At 66.7% G+C, this 24923-nt stretch carries 20 protein-coding genes and 1 tRNA gene; 15 read left to right on the top strand and 6 right to left on the bottom strand.

Annotated features, from left to right (window positions below):
- Nucleotides 1-47 precede the first annotated feature (47 nt).
- The 8 genes from QUE25_RS04455 to QUE25_RS04420 all read left to right on the top strand — a co-directional run bounded on the left by QUE25_RS04455 (nt 48) and on the right by QUE25_RS04420 (nt 10465).
- Nucleotides 48-1526, top strand: a complete 1479-nt coding sequence (locus QUE25_RS04455) for a DUF7059 domain-containing protein (RefSeq protein WP_286268491.1) — start codon at nt 48-50, stop codon at nt 1524-1526.
- Nucleotides 1527-1575: 49 nt separating this feature from the next.
- Nucleotides 1576-4311 carry a type I DNA topoisomerase gene (gene topA / locus QUE25_RS04450; RefSeq protein ID WP_286267951.1) on the top strand — a complete coding sequence of 912 codons (2736 nt, stop codon included), beginning with the start codon at nt 1576-1578 and terminating at the stop codon, nt 4309-4311.
- Between the two features lie 40 nt (nt 4312-4351).
- Complete coding sequence (locus tag QUE25_RS04445) at nt 4352-5824, top strand: hypothetical protein (protein ID WP_286267950.1); 1473 nt, start codon at nt 4352-4354, stop codon at nt 5822-5824.
- Entirely contained in the window at nt 5817-6479 is a 663-nt protein-coding gene (gene tmk, locus QUE25_RS04440) for a dTMP kinase (protein ID WP_286267949.1), read from the top strand. Before QUE25_RS04445 ends, tmk begins: the two co-directional genes overlap by 8 nt.
- Nucleotides 6472-7683, top strand: a complete 1212-nt coding sequence (locus tag QUE25_RS04435) for a DNA polymerase III subunit delta' (protein WP_286267948.1) — start codon at nt 6472-6474, stop codon at nt 7681-7683. Before tmk ends, QUE25_RS04435 begins: the two co-directional genes overlap by 8 nt.
- A gap of 120 nt (nt 7684-7803) precedes the next feature.
- Entirely contained in the window at nt 7804-8712 is a 909-nt protein-coding gene (locus QUE25_RS04430) for a DoxX family protein (RefSeq protein ID WP_286267947.1), read from the top strand.
- A 19-nt stretch (nt 8713-8731) separates the two neighbouring features.
- A complete protein-coding gene (locus QUE25_RS04425) occupies nt 8732-10309 on the top strand; it encodes an alpha/beta hydrolase (protein ID WP_286267946.1) in 1578 nt (525 codons plus the stop codon).
- Nucleotides 10310-10389: 80 nt separating this feature from the next.
- Nucleotides 10390-10465, top strand: a tRNA-Thr gene (locus QUE25_RS04420).
- 228 nt (nt 10466-10693) lie between these two features.
- On the opposite strand, the gene QUE25_RS04415 is transcribed toward QUE25_RS04420, so the two are convergent.
- The gene (locus QUE25_RS04415; RefSeq protein ID WP_286267945.1) at nt 10694-11692 is read right to left on the bottom strand and encodes an aldo/keto reductase; all 999 of its coding nucleotides are present in this window, start codon (nt 11690-11692) and stop codon (nt 10694-10696) included.
- Between the two features lie 418 nt (nt 11693-12110).
- On the opposite strand from QUE25_RS04415, the gene QUE25_RS04410 reads away from it, so the two are divergent.
- The 4 genes from QUE25_RS04410 (at nt 12111) to QUE25_RS04395 (ending at nt 16698) form a co-directional block, all read left to right on the top strand.
- On the top strand, nt 12111-13100 hold the full coding sequence (locus QUE25_RS04410) for an alpha/beta hydrolase (RefSeq protein ID WP_286267944.1): 990 nt from the start codon (nt 12111-12113) through the stop codon (nt 13098-13100).
- Nucleotides 13097-14590 (top strand): alcohol acetyltransferase, encoded by a 1494-nt coding sequence (locus QUE25_RS04405; protein WP_286267943.1) that lies wholly within the window; start codon nt 13097-13099, stop codon nt 14588-14590. Before QUE25_RS04410 ends, QUE25_RS04405 begins: the two co-directional genes overlap by 4 nt.
- Nucleotides 14587-15258, top strand: a complete 672-nt coding sequence (locus QUE25_RS04400) for a DUF6320 domain-containing protein (RefSeq protein ID WP_286267942.1) — start codon at nt 14587-14589, stop codon at nt 15256-15258. Before QUE25_RS04405 ends, QUE25_RS04400 begins: the two co-directional genes overlap by 4 nt.
- Before the next feature lie 96 nt (nt 15259-15354).
- On the top strand, nt 15355-16698 hold the full coding sequence (locus QUE25_RS04395) for a flavin monoamine oxidase family protein (protein ID WP_286267941.1): 1344 nt from the start codon (nt 15355-15357) through the stop codon (nt 16696-16698).
- A gap of 124 nt (nt 16699-16822) precedes the next feature.
- Here the strand turns inward: QUE25_RS04395 and QUE25_RS04390 are convergent, their stop codons facing one another.
- The 3 genes from QUE25_RS04390 to QUE25_RS04380 all read right to left on the bottom strand — a co-directional run bounded on the left by QUE25_RS04390 (nt 16823) and on the right by QUE25_RS04380 (nt 19638).
- Nucleotides 16823-17161 carry a P-II family nitrogen regulator gene (locus QUE25_RS04390; RefSeq protein WP_286267940.1) on the bottom strand — a complete coding sequence of 113 codons (339 nt, stop codon included), beginning with the start codon at nt 17159-17161 and terminating at the stop codon, nt 16823-16825.
- Nucleotides 17158-18504: an ammonium transporter gene (locus QUE25_RS04385; RefSeq protein ID WP_286267939.1), complete on the bottom strand. Its 1347-nt coding sequence runs from the start codon at nt 18502-18504 to the stop codon at nt 17158-17160. Before QUE25_RS04385 ends, QUE25_RS04390 begins: the two co-directional genes overlap by 4 nt.
- 120 nt (nt 18505-18624) lie before the next feature.
- Nucleotides 18625-19638, bottom strand: coding sequence for a hypothetical protein (locus QUE25_RS04380; protein WP_286267938.1), 1014 nt, complete (start codon nt 19636-19638; stop codon nt 18625-18627).
- A gap of 137 nt (nt 19639-19775) precedes the next feature.
- On the opposite strand from QUE25_RS04380, the gene QUE25_RS04375 reads away from it, so the two are divergent.
- Nucleotides 19776-20867 (top strand): hypothetical protein, encoded by a 1092-nt coding sequence (locus QUE25_RS04375; protein WP_286267937.1) that lies wholly within the window; start codon nt 19776-19778, stop codon nt 20865-20867.
- A gap of 45 nt (nt 20868-20912) precedes the next feature.
- Here the strand turns inward: QUE25_RS04375 and QUE25_RS04370 are convergent, their stop codons facing one another.
- Both QUE25_RS04370 and QUE25_RS04365 read right to left on the bottom strand, forming a co-directional pair.
- The gene (locus QUE25_RS04370) at nt 20913-21431 is read right to left on the bottom strand and encodes a SixA phosphatase family protein (protein ID WP_286267936.1); all 519 of its coding nucleotides are present in this window, start codon (nt 21429-21431) and stop codon (nt 20913-20915) included.
- Nucleotides 21432-21488: 57 nt separating this feature from the next.
- Entirely contained in the window at nt 21489-22556 is a 1068-nt protein-coding gene (locus QUE25_RS04365) for a TRM11 family SAM-dependent methyltransferase (RefSeq protein ID WP_286267934.1), read from the bottom strand.
- Between the two features lie 123 nt (nt 22557-22679).
- Between QUE25_RS04365 and QUE25_RS04360 the strand changes: the two genes are divergently transcribed.
- Nucleotides 22680-22973, top strand: a complete 294-nt coding sequence (locus QUE25_RS04360; RefSeq protein ID WP_286267932.1) for a FeoA family protein — start codon at nt 22680-22682, stop codon at nt 22971-22973.
- A complete protein-coding gene (gene feoB / locus QUE25_RS04355; protein ID WP_286267930.1) occupies nt 22973-24913 on the top strand; it encodes a ferrous iron transporter B in 1941 nt (646 codons plus the stop codon). The genes QUE25_RS04360 and feoB overlap by 1 nt, the downstream gene beginning before the upstream one ends.
- Nucleotides 24914-24923 lie beyond the last annotated feature (10 nt).

Here is a 24923-nt window from a genome sequence, read left to right as displayed (position 1 = left end):
GCCGCCGACCCGCGCTGGGACCGGCATGTAACAGTGGAAGGGTGAACATGATCGATGCACTGCGCGACGCCTTGATGTCGGCCGATTACACCGTGGACACGGTGCTCGCCCGCATCGGCGAGGCCGGGCAGGCCGGGCTGGACCGCAATTGCACGGTGCCCGCCCGCGAGGCCCTCGGCGATGACCAGACCCCGCTCGCGACCTTGATCAAGCTCTTTCCGCTCAACCTGCCGGTCTCGAGCTCGGCCGCCGAAGCGGCGCTACCGCTGGAGGCACTGATGGACGAAGGTCTGCTGGAGGTAGGCCCGGATGGCCGCATCCAGGCCCCTGTCGACGTGCGTCCCTACGGCTTCGAAACCTCCGAAGGTCAGTGGGACGGCTGGGTGGTGTCCGATCCGACACCCGGTCTCGACTACCGGACCCAACCGATCAAACCCGACTATGTGCTCGGCGTCAGTTCCGCGTCCACCACCTTGGCGCAGCTGACCATCGACAGTCAGGTCGGCAGTGCACTCGATCTGGGCACCGGCTGCGGCGTCCAGAGTCTGCACCTGTCGGCCCACGCCGACCGGATCACGGCTACCGACGTGAACCCGCGGGTGCTTAAGCTCGCCAAGATCACCGCGGAGCTCAACGAGGTCGACGTCGACCTGCGCGACGGCAGCCTCTATGACCCGGTCGCCGACGACAGGTTCGATCTGATCGTCACGAACCCGCCCTATGTGATGAGCCCTCCGAGCGGTGAGCGGCTGGCCTATCGAGAGACAGATTTCAGTGCGGACGGCCTCATTCGCAAGGTCGTCACCGGGTCGATCGATCACCTGAACGAGGGCGGAATCTGCCAGGTGCTCGCCAACTGGGCGATCACCGGCGATCAGCCCTGGGAGGATCGCCTCAGCGGCTGGGCGCCGGCGGGAGCCGACATGTGGGTGATCGAACGCGAGCGGCTCGATCCGTACGCCTATATAGAACTGTGGCTCACCGACGCCGGCCTGGCGGGTGACCCCAGCTGGTCGGCCCGCTACCGGGAATGGCTCGACTACTTCACCGAACTGGGCATCCGGGCCATCGGGATGGGCTGGATCACCATCACCAATGCGGGCCGTCAGACACCCGATATCACCATCGAATCGTGGCCACACGCGGTGCATCAGCCACTCGGCCCCGCCATCGCCGCTCGTCAACGCGATATCACGGCGGCCCGGGCCAGCGATGAGCAGCTGCTGGCCAGCAGCCTGAAGCTGCGCGAAGACATCGTCCAGGAGACTCTGGGAACCCCCGGGGCCGAGGATCCGCAGTACGTGGTGCTGCGCCAGCACACCGGCCTGAAGCGCGCGTTGCGGGTCGACACTGCACTGGGCGGGGTACTCGGAGCCTGCGATGGCAGCCTGCCCCTGGGGGTTATCATCGACGCGGTCGCGGGGCTGTTGGACGCCGATCCGCATGCGCAACGCACAATCCTGCTGCCCACCATCCGCCAGGCGCTCGCCGAGGGATATTTCGAATCCCCTGTCATCGCGTGGTAGCTTCCCGACTGTCACAGCCTGACAACAACTGACCCTGAAGGACCGCAACGTGGCCAATGCACCCCGCCGACTGGTGATCGTCGAGTCGCCCACCAAGGCGACCATGCTCACACGCTTCCTGGGATCGGGCTACGTCGTGGAGTCCAGCCGCGGCCACATCCGCGACCTGCCCACCAACGCCTCCGAGGTGCCCGCGAAGTACAAGGGCCTGCCCTGGGCCCGGCTCGGCGTCGACGTCGAGGACGATTTCGCGCCGCTGTACGTTGTCAGCGCCGACAAGAAGCCTGTCATCCGTAAACTCAAAGAGCTGCTCAAGGACGTCGACGAGCTCTATCTGGCAACTGATGAGGACCGCGAAGGGGAGGCCATCGCCTGGCATCTGCTCGCGGAACTGAAGCCCAAGGTGCCGGTCAAGCGGATGGTCTTCCACGAGATCACCCCCGAAGCCATCGCTGCGGCCGTCGCCAACCCCCGCGAGCTCGATATCGACCTGGTGGACGCCCAGGAGACCCGACGCATCCTGGACCGGCTCTACGGCTACGAGGTCTCCCCGGTGCTGTGGAAGAAGGTCATGCCGAAGCTGTCGGCCGGACGCGTGCAGTCGGTCGCGACCCGGCTGGTCGTCGACCGCGAACGCGAGCGGATGGCATTTACCTCGGCGTCCTACTGGGATCTGCTCGCCACCTTGGATGCCGGCGCCGCCGCGACGCCTCGCAAGTTCGATGCCCGGCTCACCGGCCTGAACGACTGGAAGGTCGCTCGCGGCGCCGACTTCGATTCCGACGGCAAGCTCATCTCCGATGCCTTCGTGGTGGACGAGAAGTGCGCCGGCGACCTCGCCGAGGCGTTGAAGCAGGCCAGATTCGCGGTGGACTCGGTGGAGGCCAAGCCGTTCACCCGCCGTCCCGCCGCGCCGTTCCGCACCACGACCCTGCAGCAGGAGGCCGGACGCAAGCTCGGCTTCACGACCGACCGCACCATGCGGGTCGCCCAGGAGCTCTACGAATCGGGCTACATCACTTATATGCGTACCGATTCGGTCTCGCTGTCGGAGCAGGCCATCACGGCCGCCCGCAAGCAGGCCCGCGCGCTGTACGGCGACGATTACGTGCCGGCCTCGCCGCGGGTCTACGCGTCCAAGGTGAAGAACGCGCAGGAAGCCCACGAGGCCATCCGGCCCGCCGGCGACTCCTTCCGCACCCCCGCGCAGGCCAAGCTGGTCGGTGACCAGGCCCGGCTCTACGAACTGATCTGGCAGCGCACCGTCGCCTCCCAGATGACAGATGCGCGCGGTCAGGCGGTGTCGGTGAAGATCGCTGCCGAACTGGCGCAGCGGCTGCGGGCCGGCGCCGAAATGGCCACCGTCGACATCCATCGCGCCGTCTTCTCGGCCTCGGGACGCACGATTACCTTCCCGGGTTTCCTCAAGGCCTATGCCGACGTCGCCGACGACGAGCAGGGTGAACAGGCCAAGCTGCCCCAGCTGGCCCCCGACCAGCATCTCGACTTGTCCGAGATCGCGACCGAGAGCCATCAGACTAAGCCCCCGGCCCGCTACACCGAGCCGACGCTGATCGCCAAGCTCGAAGAGCTCGAAATCGGGCGCCCGTCGACCTATGCATCGATCATCCGCACCATCACCGCCCGCGACTACGTCTACAAGAAGGGCACCGCGCTGGTGCCGACCTGGTTGGCGTTCGCGGTCACCCGCTTGCTCGTCGAGCACTTCCCGCGGCTGGTCGACTACCAGTTCACCGCCGCCCTGGAAGACAAACTGGACGAAATCGCGGGCGGCGACGCCCAACGGCTGCAGGTGCTCAACGACTTCTTCTACGGTGCCCCCGGTCACGAGCGCGAAGGCCTGCACGACATGGCCACCGACCTCGGCGACATCGATGCCCGAGCCGTGTCGACCTTCCCGATCGGTGACCCCGAAGCCGGCATCAATGTCCGGGTCGGACGCTACGGCACCTATGTCGAGGATGCGGAGGCGAATCGTGCCAACGTCCCCGAGGACATGGCACCCGATGAGCTGACCCTGGAGGTCGCCAAGCAGTTGCTGGCCACCCCGGCCGGTGAGGAGCGCGAACTCGGCACCGATCCGGCCACCGGCCATCCGATCGTCGCCCGCACCGGACGCTACGGCCCCTACGTGACCGAGGTGCTCGAGGACGATGAGTCGCTGCCGAAGTCGAAGCGGCCCAAGCCGCGCACCGCATCGCTGTTCTCGTCCATGCAGCTCGATACCGTCACCTTGGACGATGCGCTGAAGTTGCTCAGCCTGCCGCGCTTGGTCGGTACCGATGACGAGGGTGTGGAAATCACCGCTCAGAACGGACGCTACGGTCCTTACATCAAACGCGGCAATGATTCTCGCACCCTGCCCAGCGAGGAATCGCTGTTCACTGTCACCTTGGAGCAGGCCAAAGAGCTGCTGGCGGCTCCCCGTACCCGCGGACGCCGGGCAGCCGCCGCCCCGCTGGCCGAACTGGGGGACGATCCGGCGACCGGCAAGCCGTTGGTGATCAAGGATGGCCGCTTCGGCCCCTACATCACCGACGGTGAGTACAACGTGACAGTGCCGAAGAGCCAGCCGATCAACGAGGTCAGCCTGGAGGTGGCCGCCGACCTGATCGCAGCGAAACGCGCCAAGGGTCCGGCACCTGCGAAGAAGGCCCGGCGGACCTCCGCCAAGTCGTCGCCGAGCAAGGCCACGAAGGCATCCGGTAGCGCATCGACATCGAAGAAGACCCCGAAGCCCGCATCGGGAGCATCCTCGGCATAATCGAAGAAACACACGCAACTCCGACGGCAGGACTACCGACATGGCCAAGCGTCACCGCAGCTATCTCTTCGAGATGCCGTACCAGGTGGATGCGCCGATCCTGACCGATCAGGCGTCCGGGATCGATCGGGTGCTGCTGCGGTGCCGGCCCGACCGGCCGGTCAGCACCATCACTTTGTTCGATACCACCGACGAGCGGCTCAGTCTCGCCGGGGTGCTGCTGGCCCACCGGGTCGTCGACCAACGCGGTGAGTGGCTGCTCAGGGCAACCGACTGGCAGCCCTGGTTGCCGGAGCAATATATCGAGCCGCTGGATGCCGGCGATGATCTGCCCGAGGACTTGGGCGTCCTGCTGTCGGGTTTTCGCAGGCGAGCCGCGCTCGGGCCGGTGGCCAGCGTCGTGGTGGAGCGGGCCTGCTATGTGCTGTTGGACGCCGAAGGCGTCGAACTCGGCGAGGTTCGTGACGACCGGGTGACCGTCCGGCGTGGCGGGCTGGCGGTGGCCCGGCAACGCGATGTCACCTTCAAGCCCGGCGACAAGATCACCGCGCTGCAGCGCAGCGTGGTGATCGAACGGCTCGGCGAGGCCGGCGGCGCCAAGGTGGCCGAATTCATCGAACCGATCGAACGGCTGACCGCGATCACCCATCCGGTCAGCTCCCCGCCGAGTCCGCCCCAGCCCTCCAAGATCAGCGCCGAGGATTACCTGGCCTGGCTGTTCACCGACCGGTTGCATGCGGTGTTGCGCGCAGACCTGCGGGTCCGCAAACAGGATCAGCCCGATACCGGGCTGCTGGCCGACGAACTGACCAGGGCCGCTGACACCGTGCGTGGGCTGGACTGCCTGATCGACCCTGCCTGGGCCAGTGAGTTCATCTGGCAGATCGACAAGGTCGTCGCGCGTCCGGCGCGCACCAACCCGGCCGAACTCGGCGAGGCCTACTTCGATGCCCTCGACCTGCTGGCCTCGGCCGCGCGGGCACCCAGGCTGCGTCCGGTCGAGGACGACGGCTGGCCTGCGGAGACGACCGAGCCCGGCAGCGCCCGAGCACTGTTGCGATCGTGTGTCCGCCAGCAGCTCACCGGCATGCTCGCGTCGGTCGACGCCCTGAGCGACGACAGCGGCGACCAAGAATGGTCTGCCGCGCTGGAGCGCGCCCAAGACCTGGTGCGCACCCTGGAGGCCGGCGAACCGGTGCTCGGCAAGGTGAAGGGCCGCGTCCGTCGGGTCAGCAAGCTGCTGGCCGCTCTCGGCACGACCGCGAATCGCGACCTGGCCGCCGACGAGGCCACCGTTTCAGCGATGAGCCCGGCCGAGGCCTACCAGGCCGGACGCGACTACCAGCGGTGGCTGGACCAGGTGCGCACCCCGCGCCGCGAGTTCCTCGAAGCCTGGCCGAAGACGCGTGCCAAGCTGCTGGCGGAATGGCCCGAGACCACCTCGCCGGACCAGGACGAACCGCCGGCGCTGCCCACCGCGGAACCGACCCCCGCACAGGTGACCGATGAGTGATCGCGGTCTCTTCGTCGTCATCGAAGGCGGCGACCGGGTCGGCAAGTCCACTCAGGTGCGGGCACTGGCGGCAGCCCTGGAGCTGTCCGGCGTCGACCACGTCATCACCCACGAGCCGGGCGGCACACCGGTCGGAAACACCCTGCGTGATCTGCTGCTTGACCCCGAATCCGATCTGGACGACCGCTGCGAAGCCCTGCTGTATGCAGCTGACAAGGCACAACATGTGTCCCGGGTGGTGCTTCCCGCCCTGGCCGCCGGGCAGACCGTGGTCAGCGACCGCTACGTCGGCTCAATGCTGGCCTACCAGGGGGCAGGCCGACGCCTCAATGTCGATGACCTCAAGGCGATCGCCGGCTGGGCCACCGGGGGATTGCGGCCCGATCTGACGGTGATACTCGACATCGAACCGGCCAGGGCGGTCGCCAGGGCCCGCAATCTCGACCGGCTGGAACTGGCCGGCGCCGATTTCCATGCCCGGGTGCGGGACGCCTTCCTCGTGCAGGCCGCGGACGATCCCGACCGTTATCTGGTGCTGCCGGCTTTGGTGAGCGTGCGCACCACCGCAGCCAAGATCCGGACTGCGGTCGGCACGCTGCTGGGCCGCGAACTCGCCATCCCGGAACTGCACGAACCCAGTCAACGCCATGGCTGAACCGGCCGGAGGTGTCTGGGCCGAGCTGGTCGGTCAGCAGCGCGCGGTCGCCACCTTGAGCGCGGCGGCCAAGGCGGCCCGCCAACCCGGCGGCGACGGTTCGCCCCACGCCATGACGCACGCCTGGCTGATCACCGGGCCACCCGGGTCCGGACGAAGCAATGCGGCCCGGGCGTTCGCCGCCGCGCTGCTGTGCGATCAGGGCGGCTGCGGGCGGTGCACGGTCTGCCGCAGCGCCGAATCCGGCGCCCATCCCGATGTCACGCTGGTACGCACCGAACAGTTGTCGATCTCGGTGGCCGAGGTGCGCGAGCTCGCCATGAAGGCCGCGATGTCTCCCACGGTGGGACGCTTCCAGGTGATCGTGGTGGAGGACGCTGATCGGATCACTGATCAGGGTGCCGATGCGCTGCTGAAGGCCCTGGAGGAGCCGCCGCCGCGTACCGTCTGGCTGCTGTGCGCGCCGACCGCCGAGGACGTCATCGTGACGGTGCGATCGAGGACCCGGCAGGTCAATCTGCGCACACCATTGGACACCGAGGTCGCGCAGCTGCTGGTCGAACGCGATGGCATCGATCCCGAACTGGCCGCGTATGCGGCGCGGGCAGCTCAGGGCCACATCGGGCGTGCCCGTGCATTGGCCCGCAGCGAGGACGCCCGGACCGCCCGTCAGCAGATCATGGCGATACCCGGCTCACTGAACAGCGTCGGAGCTTGCCTGCGGGCCGCCGCCACTATCGTCGAGTTGGCGACGGCGCAGGCCGACCGCAGCACCGGCGAGATCGATGCCCGCGAACTCGCCGAGTTGAAAGAGGCACTGGGCTACGGAACGAAGGGTGCGCGTCCCAAGCAGGCCACCGCCGCATTGAAGGAACTCGAGGATCAGCAGAAGGCGCGCGCCAAGCGTCTGCAGCGAGATGCGCTCGACCGGGTGCTGACCGAGCTGACCACCTGGTACCGCGATGTGCTGACCGTGCAACTACAGGCAGTCGATCCCGCATCGTCCCAACTATCGGCCGAAGGCCTCGGATTGATCAACACCGAGATGCATGCCGAGATCGCGCAGGCCGCGCGCTCTGCGACCGCCGAGCAGACCCTGCGCAGGGTGGACGCCATCCTGGCCGCTCGTGACGCGCTCGAGCACTCCGTCGCGCCGCTGCTGGCGATGGAAGCGTTGATGCTCAACCTGGCCGATCCCGGCTGAGCAATACTTACCGCTCCAATTGGAGCGGGTGCTTTCGGCGTGTCAGCCGCTGCTTCTTGGCGCGCGGGCCCAAGATGGGAACTGACTTATTGGGCTCAGACACGACAGCGAGGACAGCTTGTGAGTACCGCCATCGAGGATGTGACCGAGCAGGCCGCACGCGCCATCGGCAACGAGTCGTCGGCCACGAACCCGTCCCGGATCGTGCGCGCCTCGTCGTTGGCCGGCGCCAGTCCGGCTGTTCCCCGCGATCCGCGGCTGCTGCAGGCCGAACAGGCCGACTACGAGGCTCGCGCCGCCGCGCGGGAGGCCGAAGCAGCGCAAGCCGCCGCTCAGGAGGCCGCCACCCGCGCCGCCGCCGCCAAGGCCGCGGCCGAGAAGTCGAAGGCCGATCTGGCAGTCGCGCGCGAAGAAGCCAAAGCGAAAGCCGAGGCAGCCGCCCTGGCGGTGCGCCTCGAACGCGAGGAGATCGACGATGCGGCCGCCGCTGCCCGCGCTCAGCAGCGCGCGTCTCGCGACGAGAAACTCGGTACGGTGCATGCCGTCCAAGCGCCCGAGCCCGAGATCATCACGGTCACCAAGCCCAGCACCGATCAGTTCGCCGGTGCGCTGACCTTGTTCTTGGTGCGGCTGGCTCTTGCCGCCTTTGCCGCGATCATCGGCTGGCAGTCACTGGTCGACCGGCAGGCCACCATCGACGCGCTCAGCTACGTCGGCTTGGACGCGACGCTGGCCGGCTCGGCAGCCTGGGGCGTCAGCATCCTGCTGATCGTTGTGGCAGTGTTCCTGGTCGTCGGGCTCGGCACCCGGATTTTCGCCGCAGTCCTGTTGGCGGGTGCGGTCGGCTTCATGGCCTTCTTCCGCTTCGGGCCGTTCAGCCCGTTCCTGGAGGGGCATTTCGGCTTCTACGGCGACCGCGACGTGTTGCTGGGGGTGCTCAGCCTCGTGCCGTTGCTGATGGGCGGCGGCGGCTTCAGCATCGATGCCCATCTGCGTCACCGCCGTCAGAAGGCCAAGCAGGCCAACTGAGCCACCCTAGTATTTGGGTATGCGTTGGCCTCGGGTAGCAGTCGTCGCGCTGGCCTGCGCTGTCGGTCTGAGCGGTTGCTTCTCGCAGCCCGACAGCCCGCCGGCATCCGCGATTCAGCTGCCGACACCCGAGCAGACTTTTCCGGCCGAGCCCTCGCCTGATCGGATGGTCGCCGGCGCGGTCACCGATGTGAAACCGCCCGGCTTCGCCGATGCCCCCGGTGACGATCTCGCCTCATACACCAGCCAGCGGTTGCGCTGGACCGACTGCGACGGCGGCTACCGTTGTGCGACCTTCCTGACGCCGCTCGACTGGCAGGATCCCGGCGCCCAGGCGATCACCATCGCGATGAAGATGCGCCCGGCCAGTACCGGGCCCTATATGGGGCCGCTGTTCGTCAACCCCGGTGGTCCCGGGGGATCAGCCCAGGACTATGTCGTCGGCTTCCCGACCTCCGGGTTGGAAGGCTTCGACATCATCGGCCTGGATTCCCGCGGATCGGGGGAATCGACGCCGGTGGTCTGCGGCACGGGTGCTCAGACCGACGCCTACCTCAATACCGACTTCACGCCGGACGACCAGTCGGAGCGCGACGCACTGATCGCCGCGCAGCAGGCCTTCAACGAGGAATGCCGTCAGGCTTCCGGTGCGCTGCTCGACCATATTTCGACCATCGAGGCCATCTACGACTACGACCTCGCCCGCCAGCTGATCGGAGCCGAGAAGCTGAGCTTCTTCGGCACCAGTTACGGCACCTTCCTCGGCGCCGTCTACGCCGAGTTGTACCCGACGAGGATCGACAAGATGGTGCTCGATTCTGCGGTGAACCTGCAACCCGACAGCGATGTCATCCAGGCCGAGGGATTCGATCGGAGCCTGCGAGCCTTCGCGTCCTGGTGCGCCTCGAACGACTGCGGACTGGGGAGCAGCGAGCAGGAGGTCGTGGACACGATCGTGGCGTTCATCAACGGTCTGGACGCTGCTCCGCTGCCCGGCGACGGAAGCCGGATGCTGACCGAGTCGCAGGCGGTTTCCGGGCTGCTGCTGTACTTCTACTTCGGCTCGGACGTCTATCAGGAACTCAGTTCACTCCTGCAGTACACCATGACCAGCGGTGACGGGGCGTACTTGCAGCAGGTCGCAGATTCGATGAACGACCGCAATTCCGATGGGACCTATGGCTCGCTGGCTTACTCGTTCCCGGCCATCAGCTGCGCGGACGAGGGCGATGACGGCGTCCAGGCCGCATTCGACGACTGGACCGGACGAAACAGCGAACTTGCACCGATCTTCGGGAAGCTGTTCGGCCCCGACCTGACCTGTCCCTTGTGGACGGCCGAGCCCGCGGAGTCGATAGATTTCACCGGCAAAGATGCCCCGCCGATCCTCATCGTCCAGAACACCGGCGACTCGGCAACCCCCTACGAAAACGCCGAACTGATGGCGTCCGAGTTGCAGTCGGCGACCCTGGTCACGCGTGAAGCCGCAGGTCACGGCGCCTACGATTCGGGCAGCGCCTGCCTGGACTGGATCGTGGTGGACTACCTGGTCAACGGCACAGTGCCGGCGGAAGGCACACGCTGCACCGATGGCTGAGTCGGCTGTTCGGGCACGGTTTCGTCCGGACGCGCGGTATCGGTATAGTTTGCGTGGTCGGTCCGGCCAGGGGCCGGTGCGCCACCTTAGCTCAGTCGGTAGAGCGACGCTCTCGTAAAGCGTAGGTCGCGAGTTCGATTCTCGCAGGTGGCTCCAGTATTTCACCTAGTCATCTATCGTTTCTCGGTTCTTGGCTCGGAGTCTCGTTCTCGCGCAAACCTCAAGAACCCTCGCGAGCTTCGGAATGCTGCGTTCCGAGGCTCATTGATGTCGTCGAGAGCATGGTGACGCCGCACTCGACGATCCTTCTGTCAGGATCCGTCGTCACAACATCGCGCCGGACTGAGTCCCCTGCCTGTGGAGGTCACGCCGCAACTCCCGAGCTCAGAAGCCGGACTTGGTGCCGTAGTAGGTCGGCAAGCGGGGTGTGTAGTGCTCCTCGAGCGCAGCGACTTCCTCGCCGGTGAGGTGCACCGCGAGGGCGGCGGCAGCGTCAGCGAGATGATGCGGCTTGGTTGCCCCGACAATGGGTGCGGAGACAACCGGATTGTGCAGCACCCAGGCCAGGGCAATCTGTGCCATCGAGACATCTCGAGCTTCCGCTATGGCCTGCACGGCATCGACGGTGCCCTTGTCGGTCTCCAGCCACAGCGGCCTACCCGAGGGGTCGGCGCGGGGGTTGGACCTGCTGCGGGTGGTGGAGCTCTCGCCCCAAGGTCGGGTCACCAGACCCGCGGCCAGAGGAGACCACGGGATCGCGCCGACGCCCTGGTCTGCGAGCAGGGGGTACATCTCGCGTTCCTCCTCGCGTGCAACGAGGTTGTACTGATCCTGCATAGAGACGAACTTGGTCCAGTTGTGCAGTTCGGCGGTGTACTGCATCTTGGAGAACTGCCAGGCCCACATGGAGGAGGCGCCGATGTAACGCGCCTTGCCGGCCTTCACCACGTTGTGGAGTGCCTCCATTGTCTCTTCGACCGGGGTGTTCGGATCGAAGCGGTGGATCTGGTACAAGTCGATGTAGTCGGTGCCGAGCCGCTTCAGCGAGGCGTCGACCTGTTCGAGGACCGCCCGTCGTGACAGACCGCGGCCGCCCGGGCCGGAGCCCATGGGGCCGAACAGCTTGGTGGCGATCACCACGTCCTCACGCTTGGTGAACTTCGTGATGGCGGCTCCGGTGATCTCCTCGCTGGAACCAGCCCCGTAGATGTTGGCAGTGTCCCAGAAGGTGATGCCCAGTTCGACGGCCTGTCGAAAGATCGGCTCGGCGGCCTCCGCATCCAATGCCCAGGCCCCTTGACGGCCGACGGCACTGAAGCTCATGCAGCCCAAAGCGATTCGGCTGATCCTCAACCCGGAGGTCCCAAGTCGTGTGTACTCCATCATGGTCTCCCTCGACGTCTGCTTGTTGCGCCCACAGTGCAAGGAAACACGCTTTCGGGGCGAACGGGACAGATCCGGATCGTGCCGGAAGCGGCTGGGCCAGGCCGAGGGGCTGCCTCTAGGTCTCCTGCCAAGCAGCCGTGCCTAATCTTCTTCAGTTGGGCCGAAAACTCTCAAATTGGCCGGCTTGGATCGATCCAATACCGCAAGTGAAGAAGATGAGGCACGCTGGCATGCCGGTCCAAGGCCGCGGGCGAAGAAGTTCGGGCGGGCACCCGCGTTATCCCGACAGACGCGATGACCAAGAACGGCGGGACTGGTGCGCGGATCAGTCCGTGACGAACGGCTGCCCCCCGCGGTGCTTGGGCGCCCCGTCGAGACGTCGGCACACCTGTGGGGCAGCGTCTACGCTTGCCCTATGACCAGCCGGGACACGAGCGGGCAGCCGCCTGTGAGCCGATTGGCCAGGGCAATCCTGAGCCTGTTCGCTGCACCGCGAATCAACATCCGGGCGGACTACGAGAAGGTGCGTCGCGTTCAGCGGGCCCTAGCCAGGATCATCTTTCGTGGTCCCTACCGCATCCTTGACCAGGCAGTGCTCGGCAAGGACGGCCATGAGATCCCGGTCCGGGTATTCCTGCCGAAATCGACTGTCCGTCCGGGAGCCCTGGTGTTCTTCCATGGCGGCGGTTGGGTCACCGGTGATATCGACACGTACATGTCGACCTGCCGTACCATGGCCGACCTGACCGGACAGGTCGTCTGCGCGGTCGACTATCGACTTGCCCCCGAGCACCCGTTCCCGGCCGGGCTGGACGACTGTCTTTGCGTGACCGAGAGTCTGCTGGCGCACCCGCGGCGGATCGGGGCCCGCCGGCCCGAGGACATCACCTTGGTGGGTGACTCCGCCGGCGCCAACCTCGCCGCCGTGGTCTCGCTCCTGCTGCGCCAGCGAGACGCAACCCTACCGGGCGCGCAGATCCTGCTCTACCCGGTCACTCAGTGGGACCACGACCCTGCCACCTCGCCGTATCCGTCGGTGGGGGAGTACGGCACCGGGCTGCGCCTCACAGCCCAGGAGGTCCGTGACTACCTGGTCATGTACCAGCCGGATGCCGCCCTCCGGAAGATTCCTTCGGTCTCACCGCTGGCCGCCGACGACCTGTCCGGGCAGCCGCGCACGCTGGTGATCACCGCCGAACTGGACCTGCTCCGCGACGAGGGCGAGGCCTACGGCCGGGCACTTCGCGCGGCGGGCAGCCCGGCACGAATCGAACGGATCGATGGTGCCTTGCACGGCTTCATCGTGCTGCCGAGATTCTCGCGGGTACTGACGAAGGCTTACGAACTCATCAACGAGTTCCTCGACGGTGACATGACCGACAGCCGCACCCTGGACACGCCGTGACTCCCGATCCGCCCCGTACCTCCCCAGGGCTGCGCCATTCGTCCGCCTGGTGGCCGCGTACGCCTCCGTCGACCTGGGTGCGGCTCGACAACGCCGCGAACATCTTCCTCGCCACGCGCAGTGATATCGACACGAAGGTCTTCCGGTTGGCCGCCGAGCTGGACGAAATGGTCGATCCGGCGGTCCTGCAGGAGGCCCTCGACCGGGTCTATGCGCAGTACCCACTGTTCCGGGCGGTGCTGCGCCAAGGTATCTTCTGGTACTACCTGCAGGAGTCCGATCGGCATCCGGTGGTCGCCGAGGACGTCGCCCCATCGGTGACCCACCTCTACCGTTTCGACAGTCGTGACCTGCTGTTCCGAGTGCTGCACCGCGGACACAGGATCTCCCTGGAGGTCTTCCATGCGCTCACCGACGGCACCGGGGCGCTCTGGTTCTTCCAGGACCTGCTCACCGAGTACCTCGGGCTGCGCCATCCCGAGGAGTTCGCGGCCGCCGCGCCGACCGGCCGATCCGGCGTGAAACAGGAGTTCACCGTCGACGCGTTCTCGCAATGGTTCGGCTCCCGGCGGGGCGCAGGCGCCTTCATCGAGGAGGCGACCACACCGGTCGGGTCGACCTCCTCGCTGGTCGCGGACAACGCGGGCGGGCCGGTGGCCAGCCACGAGAAGGCCTCGCATCCTCACACGCGGTCCCGGCGGGTGGTACGGGTCCGCGGGAGGCTCACCCCTGACCGGCGGACGCGGGTGGTCGAGGTATCGGTGCCGGTCCGGCCCATGCTGGACCTGGCACGGGCCGAGGGTGTCTCGCTGACCATCTACCTGATCGCGCTGTTCTTCGAATCCCTGCGCGCGACCAGGGTCCTGCGTCGAGAGGCTCGTACCATGGCGGTGTCGGTCCCGGTGAACTTGCGCCAGTTCTTCCCATCGGCGTCGGGGCGCAACTTCTTCGCCACCATCCGCCTGATGCACCAGTACGGCGTGGATTCCGGCGCCGACTCCCTCGGCGCGGTCTGCCGGAGCCTGGACGAGCAGTTCCAGAGCCAGCTCACCCAAGACGGTCTCCAGCGCAAGATCCGGCGTCTGGTCCGCTTCGAGCGCCATCCGCTGCTGCGGTTCATCCCGCGACCGTTGAAGGACGCGGTGCTGGGCGCGGTTAACCACCTGAACAACAGGGGCATCACGGTGGCGATCTCGAACCTCGGCCGGGTCGCCCTGCCGGCACCGGCCGACCCCCATGTCCGCCGGATGTTCCTCCATGTGTCGGCAGCCCGTCCACAGCTGTCCGCGATCAGTCACGGCGACGTGCTGACCGTCTCGTTCACCAGTCCCTTTGTCGAGACCGACTACCACGCGGCCTTCGTTCGCCACCTCACCGATCGGGGCGTCGCCGTGCGGGTGAATGCCTCGCGGGTGACGGCCCAGGAACTCGCCGAGGCGGAAGGCGATCCCTCCCGGTTGGAGACGTGCGCGCGGAGGAGGCAACGATGAGCCACTGCCGGTCATGCGGCGCCGACATCGAGGGCCGATGGCGGGTCTGCCCGCTGTGCTGGGTTCCGCTCGACCTTGGCGCAGGGGTGCTGCCGGCGACTGAGGAGGCATACCCGGCCGCGCCGCTGCGTTTCGACCGCCGGCAGCTCTGGGCGGTCCTCGTACCGCTGTCAGTGCTGGCGGTGATCGCGTCGTTCGCCGCGCAGGCACTGGTGCCGGATCTGATGGCGCCGATCCGCACGGTCTGGCTCTCGGTCGCCGCGTTGTGGCTGGTGGTGCTGGTCGCCGCCTACCGGCGCCACAACGTCGGCAGCCTCGTGCTCTGGCTGGTGGTGCTGCTGTCACTGGCGGCGGTCGCCTGGGATCTGGTCACCGGCTGGTCGATGTGGGCCACGACCTGGGCGATCCCGAGCATCTGCACCTTCGCGAATCTGGCTCTGGTGATCGTGGTCCGCGTCGTGCGGATGGAGCCCTCCGAGCACATCGCCAAGGCCGCACTGGTGATGCTGTTCGGCCTCGTCCCGGGGCTGTTCGTGCTGTTGGGGTGGGTTACGGTCACGACGCCGTCATGGGCCTGCGTCGGACTCAGCGCGTTACTGCTGGCCGCAACCTCGGTGTTCCGGCCCCGGCAGCTCGGCGACGCATTGCACCGCAGGCTGCAGGCATGAGTGCGCGTCCACGAGGTCCTCGGCGCCGTCCGAGGGCGGGATCGCGCCGGGTACCCACCGTCGGGCCGCACTTGGCCGATCGGTAGATTGGTGGCTGTGTTGGATTGCGTAGTGATCGGAGCCGGTTTCGCTGGGCTGGCCGCAGCGAACGACCTTGTCGCGCGTGGCAAGCAGGTCCTCGTGGCAGAGGCCCGGGACCGGGTGGGCGGACGCGTCCTGGCGACGCAGATCGATGGTCAGCTGATCGAAAGCGGCGGCCAGTGGATCAGCCCCGGCAACGAGCAAATGCACGAACTGGTCAGGCAGGCCGGCCTCGAACTGGTTGGCCCGCGGGAGGGCTCGCTACTGATCCGCTCCCAAGGCTCGGTGATGCGCAGCCAGCAGTCGTCCGGACATAGTCGCACGCTTTCACCGTTCGAGACCGCCGATCTGGGGCAAGGCGTGGTGCGGTTCCGCAGACTCGCGGAACGAACGGTCTCGGACCCGACGTGGACGGCAGCCAACCAGACCTGGCTGGCACAGCCACTGTCGCGCTGGATCAAGACGAATGTGCGTACCCCGGCCGCTCAGCACGACTTCGCGTCCGCGCTCAGCAGTGTGCTGGGTGCGGTGAGTTCGGGTGTCGAGCTCGGTGATGCTCTGCAGGCGAGCAACACCGGCATCGATCTGGAGGCTCTTTTCGCCGTCGGCGGGGGCTTGAAGCTGCGCCGGGTGGTTGGTGGCATGCATCAACTGATCGATCACCTGGCCGATCAGGTCAGCGAGCGGATTCAGTTGGACACCGTGGTGACCGGCATTTCGCATTCGGACGACGGGGTCGTCGTGCACACCGCCGGTGGTGAGCAGATCGAGGCGCGGACCGCGCTGGTGACCCTGCCACCGTGGCTTGCGCTGCAACTCGACTATTCGCCGCAGCTTCCCGAGTGGCGCTACGAGGCGGTGAAGCGCACCACACCGGGCGCCGCGATCAAAGCCTTCGTCATCTATGAGCGGCCATGGTGGCGGGAGTCCGGGCTGAGCGGCCAGATGAGTGCCGACGAGGGGACGATCCGGACGACCTTCGATGTCACCGAGCCCGATGGGCCAGGGGTTCTGACGGGACTGTTCGGTGGGGCCGAGGCGGTCAGCATGTCGGCACTCGGCAGCGCAGCCCGCGAGCGGGCGTTCGTCGATTCGCTGGCCGCGGTCTTCGGGCCGATCGCCCGCCAGCAGCACACCTACGTCGACTACGACTGGCTGGCCGATCCCTTCACCCGCGGCTGCCACACGCCGCATTTCGCACCGGGCATCTGGAGCATGAACGGCCAGCAGCTTGCCGAACCCTATGGCCCGGTGCATTTCGCGGGTGCCGAATACGCCGGCAAGTTCAACGGCTACATGGAAGGCGCGATCCGTTCGGGGCGCGAGGAGGCCAAAGCCATCGCGCGCGAGATCGGCTGAGGCGTCCAGAGGCTGGGCACCACAAGCTGAGGCATACAAGCTGAGGCATTCACGAGCCGAGGCACACAGAAAGTGGGGGCAGCGAGTAGAACTCGCCACCCCCACCGGGATCAGTTGCCTGGACTCAGATCGCTGATTCGCCGTGCTCTCCGGTCCTGATCCGGACGACGTCCTCGATCACCTGGACCCAGATCTTGCCGTCTCCGATGGAGCCGCTGCGGGCCGCATCGCAGATGGTCTTGACGATCAGAGCAACGTCCTCGTCCTTGGCCAGGATGTCCATCCGGATCTTCGTGATGAAGTCGATGGTGAATTCCTCGCCGCGGTAGACCTCTGTGTGGCCGCGCTGACGGGCGTAGCCGCTGGCCTCCATCACGGTCATCCCGCTGATGCCCTGTTGAGCGAGTGCGATCTGCACGTCGTCAACAGCGTCTTCTCTCAGAATTGCGGTGATGAGTTTCATGCGGACACCTTCGTAGCATCGTTGTCGCGGGTCGCGTTGGGATCAGCGATCAGCAGGGTCTTGTTGTAGGTGGAGTACTGAACCTTCGACAGGTCGTAGCCAACCTCGGCGTGCTCGGCCAGATCGATGCCGCTGGTCTCCTGAGCCGGAGTGACCCGCAGGCCGATGGTCTTGTCGATCGCCTGGGCGATCAGCCAGGTCACCACGAGGGAGTAGCCCAGCACGATGCCCGCGCCGGCTGCCTGGCGTCCGAGCTGTGCCAGCCCTCCGCCGTAGAACAGGCCCGCGCTGTCGATGCTGCCGGTGAGGTCGGGCGAGGCCAGGAAGCCGATCGCCAGGGTGCCGATGAGGCCGCCGACCAGGTGGACGCCCACGACGTCGAGCGAGTCGTCATAGCCCCAGCGGTACTTCAGCGACAGAGCCATCGAGCAGCCGACGCCGGCCAGGATGCCGATCACGATCGCGCCCAGCGGGGTGACCACGGCGCAAGCCGGGGTGATGGCCACCAGACCGGCGACGATACCCGAAGCGGCACCCAGGGAGGTGGCGTGGCCGTCGCGGATGCGCTCAGTCACGAGCCAGGCAAGCATCGTGGCGGCGGGGCAGACCATGGTGTTGACCCAGGTCAGGCCGGCGAGCTCGTTGGCGCCGAGGGCCGATCCGGCATTGAATCCGAACCAGCCGATCCACAGCAGGGCGGCGCCGAGCATCACGAGGGTCAGGTTGTGAGGACGCATCGGGACCTTGCCGAAGCCGATCCGCTTGCCGAGCACCAGAGCCAGTGCCAGAGCACCTGCGCCGGCATTGATATGGATGGCCGTGCCACCGGCGAAGTCGAGTGCGTGAATGGTGTTGGCGATGAAGCCGCCCTTCTCGGACACGGCACCATCGAAGGCGAAGACCCAATGTGCGGCCGGGAAGTAGACCAGGGAGGCCCACAGCAACGCGAAGGCACACCAGGCAGCGAACTTCATGCGATCGGCGACGGCACCTGACACCAGCGCCACCGCGATGATGGCGAAGGCCGACTGGAAGCCGACGAAGACGAATCCCGGAACCGTACCGACTTCCAGACCCGTCACATTGCTCATGCCGAAGAAGTCCGCCGGGTTGCCGAGGAATCCGCCAATGGAGTCACCGAAAGCGAAGGAGAAGCCGTAGAGAACCCAGGCAACGCCCACGATGCCGCAGGTGATAATCGACATCATCATCATGTTCAGTACGCTCTTGCTGCGCACCATGCCGCCGTAGAAGAAGGCGAGGGCCGGGGTCATCAGCAGTACGAGGGTCGCACTGATCAGGACCCAGGCAGTGTCGCCAGCACTGATCTCAAGGATTGTCATGGCCTCAATCGTGCGGGGCCAGGATTGCCGCAGCGTTGTGACCGTGTTACAGCTGAGTTATTGAAACAACGGCTGGGTTACGGTGTTGTTTCATAAGTCACAAAGCGGTTGCGGATCCGGTTAGCTACACCTCGCGTCGTCGAATCCGGTCGCCAGCCTGCGCACCTGATTGCTCAGGTCTGTGATGGCAGCCCGCCCCACGGCGGGATCATCCGATGCCTGTGATGCCGCCATCGCGATACCGACGGTATTGCCATCCGCAAGCCGTATCAAGCCGAACTGACGGACCAGCATCCCCCCGTTCGACGTCACGCCCCAAGCGCCCTTGGAGTAGCTCATCGGCAGCGTCTGCAGTCCCCAAGGGTTGTCGGCGGGGTCATTGAGTTTGCTGAGCACCGGATTGACCCTGCTGTAGTCGCAGCGCAGCGCAGCCATCAATTGCGACTGCTGGTCCAGCGCCCATTGGGTTGCCAGATAGGGCGAGCTGCTGTCGCCGCCGACACCCGACGAAGGCACGGTCGTCCGATGATCGGCGTAGTCACGCAGCACTTGGGTGGTCGCGCTCGCGGCCTGCTCGGGAGTGCCGAGGAAAGCCCAGAGCGCCTCGTCGCCGGCTGCGGAGTCGTCGGCAAGCGCCTTGTTGAACATGTAGTCACGTTGCTGCGGCTGGCGCTCCTGGTCGAGAATCGCCAAGGCCATCGCGACGTCGATGGTCGCCAGCGCGTCGCCGCTGCGCAGCGTGCCGCCGTACCAGGTGGCCTGCTGGCGCTGATAGACGCCGGCGACCGGGGTGATCGTGATGCCGATCGTCACGTTGTACTTCTCTTCGATCGCCGCGATCTGGGCATCCAGTTCGGGGAGGTCGGGGGCGGGCGCAAGTTCGGGGGGAGCCACCAGCGGACTGTGCAGCACGCTGGGCGGGGTGCTGGACGCCGAGGCCTCGGGCGCGGGGGGATTGCCGGTATTGGGCCGGGTCGCGCCGAAGGCGATGGTACTGACCATGATGGCCAGGATTCCGACCAGCAGCGCGCTCAGCGGGGCTTTCCACCACCACGACAAGCGGCTGGATTCCGGTTTCTGTGAGTCACTGACGGTAGCCTGGGAGGTACCCCGGGCCGCTGCATGACGGCTCATGATGACCTCCAGGTATGTCGTGCGCTTGCGATCCTACGATCGCAGTTAACGTGCTGCTTATCAGTATGGTCATCGGGACGCTATTGGTGGTAGTCGGACGAAGTGGTTGGAGACAGATGTTCTGCTCGCAGTGCCTGATGTCTGTGGGTCCGCGCGACCGGGTCTGCAGCGTCTGCGGGGCTGATCTCACGGCACCCGGTTCGGTGAGGTTGACCGATCCGCGCAGGATCTCCGCCGGGGCTCAGCCTGCTCCCGGCATGCCGGCGGCTGTTCCTCCAGCTGCGGCTGCCCAAGCTGGTGCGGCGGCCGGCGGCCAGCCTCCGGCAGCTGCCGAACCGGAGACCATCGCCGCCGAGTCGCTTGATGTCGAGCCGGCCGACGCGGAGCCGGTCGAAGCCGAGCCGGTCGACGCCGAGCCCCCGGTCCCGCCGCAGGCCACTCCTACGCCCGCCCCGGCCGCCGCTGTGCCGCCCACTCCTGCGTCGGGTGCGCGGCCTGCTGATGATGGCACGACCAAGGCGAGCCCACGCCAGCCCCCGAAACCGCGAAGCGATGAGCGGCTGATCCCGGTCACGTCCGAGAAGGATCCGCGCACGTTCGCTTTGTGGGACGACTACGGCATCGCCGAGGCGCCCGAGCCCCGGCAGGTCGGGCCGGATGCCAGTCGCCGCGAACAGGTCGGCCAGCTGGTGGGGGCGAATGCTGTGCCCACCGCCAAGGTGCTCTCGGCAGCTGCGGTGCTCGGTGTGACCGTGCTCGTGCTGATCGTCCTGGTCGGTCGTCTGCTGACCCTCGATTCGCTCGTCGTGATCCGCACGGGTACGCCGCAGCCGCCGGCCAGCGCGACCGTCGAAGCGGCTCCGCAGGCGACCGCGCAGTCTGAACCGAGCGCCGACAGGCAGGAAGCCGAGGCCACCTCGGCGCCCACGACGTCGTCGAGGCCGACCCCGACCAAGTCCCCGACGCCATCGAAGGCCACGCCGTCCATGCAGGCCGGCGCGAAGGAGTGCAACCCGGGCGTCTGGGCGGGATCGCAGACCTCCTGCGTGCTGGCCAACGAGGTCGGTCAGCAGATCGACACCGCCATGACCGGCTCGGTGACGATCGAAGCGTTCAGCTCGTCGTCCAACCGCACCTACCGGCTCGAATGCGTGGCCGACAAGGGCATCAGCTGCACCGGCCTGGACGGAGTCGAGGGCCTGAACGTCTGGATCGTCGCCGGCCAGTAGCAGCCAGTGCTTGCCAGGCGATGAGGCAGGCGCTGCTTTCGGCGATCAGACGGCGTGCTTGGGGCGCTGCACGTGCGCCAGATGGGCGCCCTCGTCCGAATCTGCCAGTGCCGACCAGCCGACGTCGATGGTGAACTCGGTGTACGCCGCCGTCGGGAACCAGCAACCGATCCGGTCCGCCTCCTGCGGTGCCGATGCCCAGGCGAGGTCGGAGGCGAGATTCGGTATGCCCGGCGAATGTCCGATCACCAGCAGCGACGAGATGTCGTCGGTGATCTCGCTGATGCGCTGGCGGATCAACTCGGCCGAGCCGAGATACAGAGCTTCCATGTACTGCACCGGCACAGGTTCACCGTCGGGGCCGCGTAGGAAGAGCCCTTCGTAGGTCTGCCGGGTGCGCACCGACGACGAGCACAGCACCAGTTGGATGCCGCGGTCGGCGAGTTCCAGGCCGGCGTCCCTGGCCTGCTGGCGACCACGCGGGGCCAGTTCGCGATTGATGTCGCTGACCCGGCTGTGCGATTCGGCTTTCGCGTGGCGCATGAGGAAGAGCGTGTGACTCATGGCTGAAACTCTAACTGCCGCGCCCACAGCTCCGATCGTTTCCTGCAACGAGTGCATTCAGTCCGTGATCGCGACCACCAGGTCGCGGTTGATGGACGAGTCCACCCGGTGTTCGAACTCCAGCCACGGACCGTCATCGAACGGGTGCAGCCCGGCATCGGTCAGCATCTCGAGCAGTTCGTCACGCGACAGCGTGTAGGTATTCCAGGAGATCCCCAGCGCGCCGCCGGGTTTCAGTTGGCTACGCCAGATGGGGATCGCCTCGGCCAGCAGCCCGGACGGCGAACGGTCCCGGCCGCCCGGGTGCGGATCACCGTGCCGCTCGGAGCCGTGCCGGTCGGAGCCGCGCTGCCCGGAGCTGCGCTGTTCGGCGCCGTGCACCACTCCGTACGGTGCGTCGGTGACGATGGCGTCGAATCGTTTGCGTCCGAACAGGGTGGCCGAATCACGGGTGTCACCGGTGAAGACCGTCATCTTCAGCCGCGGTGCGCCGGGCTGGGCCGGATGATCGTGGGTCGCCTCGTCGAGACGAGCCTCGGCGTCCAGGCGCCGGCCCAGCGACCGTCCTTCACGGCGCACGCGGCTCACCTGAGCCGAATGCTTGATTCGCTTGGTGCGCAGGTACGTCTTCAGGTAGCTGGCCAGTGCATCGAACGCCTTCTCGTCGGCCTCGACCCCGAAGCCGTGGTGGCCGGCCTGCCAGGCTGCCAGCAGCGTGGTGCCGCGCCCGGCCAGCGGGTCCAGCACCTCCAGCGGTCCGGGACGGGAGACCTGGCTGAGCGTCAGATGCAGGAGCAGCCGGGTGAATGCCTCATTGGTCTTGCCCGGGTATTTGGGAATGGTGACCAGGTCGTCGTCCATCACCTGCAGATTCGGCAGGTCCAGGGGACGCAGCCAGCCGTCGGACTCCTCGAAGCCCACCAGAAGTGACGATTGCGCAGCCAGCGCCAACTCATCGAGATCGTCGGCGCTGAACCGCAGCGCATCGGCTCGTCCCAGCGACGTGATGGCGATCTGGTCGGCGAATCCCGCCGTGATCTCGAGTTCTGCCGCCGCGAGCCTCGGGGTGGCATCGCGGTAGACGTGATTCGCCGATGGGCTGAGCAGCATTCGGAAGTCCGGCATCCCCCCATCGTCCCACGCCTCACAGACAGCTCGCTATGTCGCCGATCGCTGGAAACACCGTTGCCGGGCAGTAACTGGCACCTGGCGAAAGGCGGCGAATTAGGCGATGCTAGCCTGAATCACGTGAGACCAATCGCGACACGATTGACCGACCGCAGACTCGGTGTCTGCGCAGATTCTGGCTGTTTGCCCATGGGGCAGCTGAGGTGTGGCCAGTGCGGTGTCATCGCCGGGTTCACCGACCACACAGACATGGCGGTCAGCCGTCGCCTGTTCGATCTCGGTTTCGCTCAGGGGGTCGAGGTCGAGTTGCTGCGCCGCGCGCCGCTGCGTGACCCGCTGATGCTGCGCATCGGCACTTCCCAGATGCTGCTGCGTGCCAGCGAGGCCAACCGGGTCCTGGTGAGACCCCTCTGATGTCCTGCCACGAGGGGCCGGTGGCGGCGACCAGCACAGTCCACAGTCGACGCATCGCGCTACTCGGCAACCCGAACGCCGGGAAGTCCACGCTGTTCAACGCACTGAGTGGGCTCAACGTCAAGGTTGCGAACTATCCGGGTGTCACCGTCAGCAAGACCGTGGGATCGGTCAAGGTGATGGGGCAGAGCCTCGTCGTCGAAGATCTGCCCGGTTGCTACTCGCTGGAGGCCATCAGCCCGGACGAGGAGGTAGTCACCGCCAGCCTCGACTCCACCGGTCCGGAACGTCCCGATGCCCTGCTGGTGGTGATGGACGCCACGAGTCTGGAACGATCGTTGGGCCTGCTGGCCCAGGCCGAACAGCTCGGCTTGCCGGTCTTGGCGGTACTGACTTTCAGCGACGAACTGATCCGGCGGCAGGGATCGCTCGATCCGGTGAAGCTGTCGGCCGCGATCGGTGTCCCGGTGATGGTGGTGACCGGCGGCAATCGCGTCCAGCTGAACGATCTCAAGCATGCGTTGGCCGACGTGGCGCACTGGACCAGGCCGGTCATTCCCGCACCGGCCGATGACGGCCCCCAGTTGCGTGCGTGGATCGTGTCGGTGCTCCAGGCCGCGGATTATCGCAGTGCGGCCGTGGACGACCGGACCCGGCGCCTGGATGCGGTGCTGCTGCATCCGGTGCTGGGCACCGCAATCTTCGTCGCCACGATGATCGTCTTCTTTCAGGTGATCTTCGTGGTGGCAGCCCCGATTCAGGACATCATCGGCAGCGGGGTGGCCTGGCTGGCGGCTGTGGTGAAGAGCCACATCAGCGTCGGCTGGCTGGCCTCCATGCTGGCCGACGGTGTGATCAGCGGTGCCGGATCGGTGCTGGTCTTCCTGCCGCAGATCGGATTGTTGTTCGCCATGATCGCGCTGCTCGAGTCGAGCGGCTATCTGGCGCGCGTCGCGTTCTTGATGGACCGGGTGATGGGCTACGTCGGCCTGGAGGGTCGCGCTTTCGTCGCGATGCTGTCAGCGCTGGCCTGCGCGGTGCCCGGCATCATGTCCACCCGGACGCTGCCGTCATCCCGCGACCGGATCGCGACCATGATGACAGCCCCGCTGATGACCTGCTCGGCGCGTCTGCCCGTCTACACCCTGCTGATCGCGATGCTGGTCCCCGCCGAGGCCCACATCGGATTCCTGAGGTTGCAGGGCTTGGTGATGTTCGCGATGTACCTGCTCGGTGTCGCAGCCACGATGGGCGCGGCCTGGGTGTTCAAGCGCATCTTCGGCGCCAAGGGAGCGGCGTTGCCGTTCTACATGGAGATGCCCAGCTACCGCGTCCCCCACATTTCGGAGATTCTGCGCGCCATCTGGGACGCCTGCCTCGGCTTCGTGAGGCGCGTGGGCGGCATCATCCTGATCCTCTCGCTGGCGCTGTGGGCGCTGTTGTCGCTGCCGGTGATCAGTGCCGAACAGCTGAACGCGGCCGGGGTGGACACCAGCGATCAGGTCGCGGTGGCGACCTACCAGATCGATCACTCGGCCGCCGCAACCCTCGGCAGGGCAGTTCAGCCGGTGGTCGAACCGCTGGGTTTCGACTGGCGCATCACGGTCGGGTTGCTGGGCGCGATGGGTGCCCGCGAGGTGTTCGTGGCCACCCTGGGCCAGATCTCCTCCGCGGAAGATCCCGAGAACCCACAGGCCAACCTGGCGGAAATGACCTGGCTGTCCGGTCCGCATGAGGGACAGAAGCTGTTCACCCCGCCGGTGATCGCCGCCTTGCTGGTGTACTTCGCGTTCGCGCTGCAGTGCACCTCGACCATCGCGGTGCTGCGCAAGGAGTCCGGCTCCTGGAAGTGGCCGGCCCTGGCATTCGGCTATATGACCGCCCTGGCCTGGATAGCGGCGTTCGTGACCAAGACCCTCGTCGGTCTGCTGACCGGCTGAGACACGGCAG

It is taken from the genome of Brooklawnia propionicigenes (assembly GCF_030297015.1).
In the GTDB taxonomy this organism is placed as follows: domain Bacteria; phylum Actinomycetota; class Actinomycetes; order Propionibacteriales; family Propionibacteriaceae; genus Brooklawnia; species Brooklawnia propionicigenes.
Note: the sequence above shows the minus strand (reverse complement) of the source record. Positions and strands in the feature narration are given on the sequence as shown.

Coding starts and splice junctions, on each gene's coding strand:
- QUE25_RS04455 (WP_286268491.1), top strand. CDS start 48: ATGATCGATGCACTGCGCGACGCCTTGATGTCGGCCGATTACACCGTG.
- QUE25_RS04445 (WP_286267950.1), top strand. CDS start 4,352: ATGGCCAAGCGTCACCGCAGCTATCTCTTCGAGATGCCGTACCAGGTG.
- tmk (WP_286267949.1), top strand. CDS start 5,817: ATGAGTGATCGCGGTCTCTTCGTCGTCATCGAAGGCGGCGACCGGGTC.
- QUE25_RS04435 (WP_286267948.1), top strand. CDS start 6,472: ATGGCTGAACCGGCCGGAGGTGTCTGGGCCGAGCTGGTCGGTCAGCAG.
- QUE25_RS04425 (WP_286267946.1), top strand. CDS start 8,732: ATGCGTTGGCCTCGGGTAGCAGTCGTCGCGCTGGCCTGCGCTGTCGGT.
- QUE25_RS04415 (WP_286267945.1), bottom strand. CDS start 11,692: ATGGAGTACACACGACTTGGGACCTCCGGGTTGAGGATCAGCCGAATC.
- QUE25_RS04410 (WP_286267944.1), top strand. CDS start 12,111: ATGACCAGCCGGGACACGAGCGGGCAGCCGCCTGTGAGCCGATTGGCC.
- QUE25_RS04400 (WP_286267942.1), top strand. CDS start 14,587: ATGAGCCACTGCCGGTCATGCGGCGCCGACATCGAGGGCCGATGGCGG.
- QUE25_RS04390 (WP_286267940.1), bottom strand. CDS start 17,161: ATGAAACTCATCACCGCAATTCTGAGAGAAGACGCTGTTGACGACGTG.
- QUE25_RS04385 (WP_286267939.1), bottom strand. CDS start 18,504: ATGACAATCCTTGAGATCAGTGCTGGCGACACTGCCTGGGTCCTGATC.
- QUE25_RS04380 (WP_286267938.1), bottom strand. CDS start 19,638: ATGAGCCGTCATGCAGCGGCCCGGGGTACCTCCCAGGCTACCGTCAGT.
- QUE25_RS04375 (WP_286267937.1), top strand. CDS start 19,776: ATGTCTGTGGGTCCGCGCGACCGGGTCTGCAGCGTCTGCGGGGCTGAT.
- QUE25_RS04370 (WP_286267936.1), bottom strand. CDS start 21,431: ATGAGTCACACGCTCTTCCTCATGCGCCACGCGAAAGCCGAATCGCAC.
- QUE25_RS04365 (WP_286267934.1), bottom strand. CDS start 22,556: ATGCCGGACTTCCGAATGCTGCTCAGCCCATCGGCGAATCACGTCTAC.
- feoB (WP_286267930.1), top strand. CDS start 22,973: ATGTCCTGCCACGAGGGGCCGGTGGCGGCGACCAGCACAGTCCACAGT.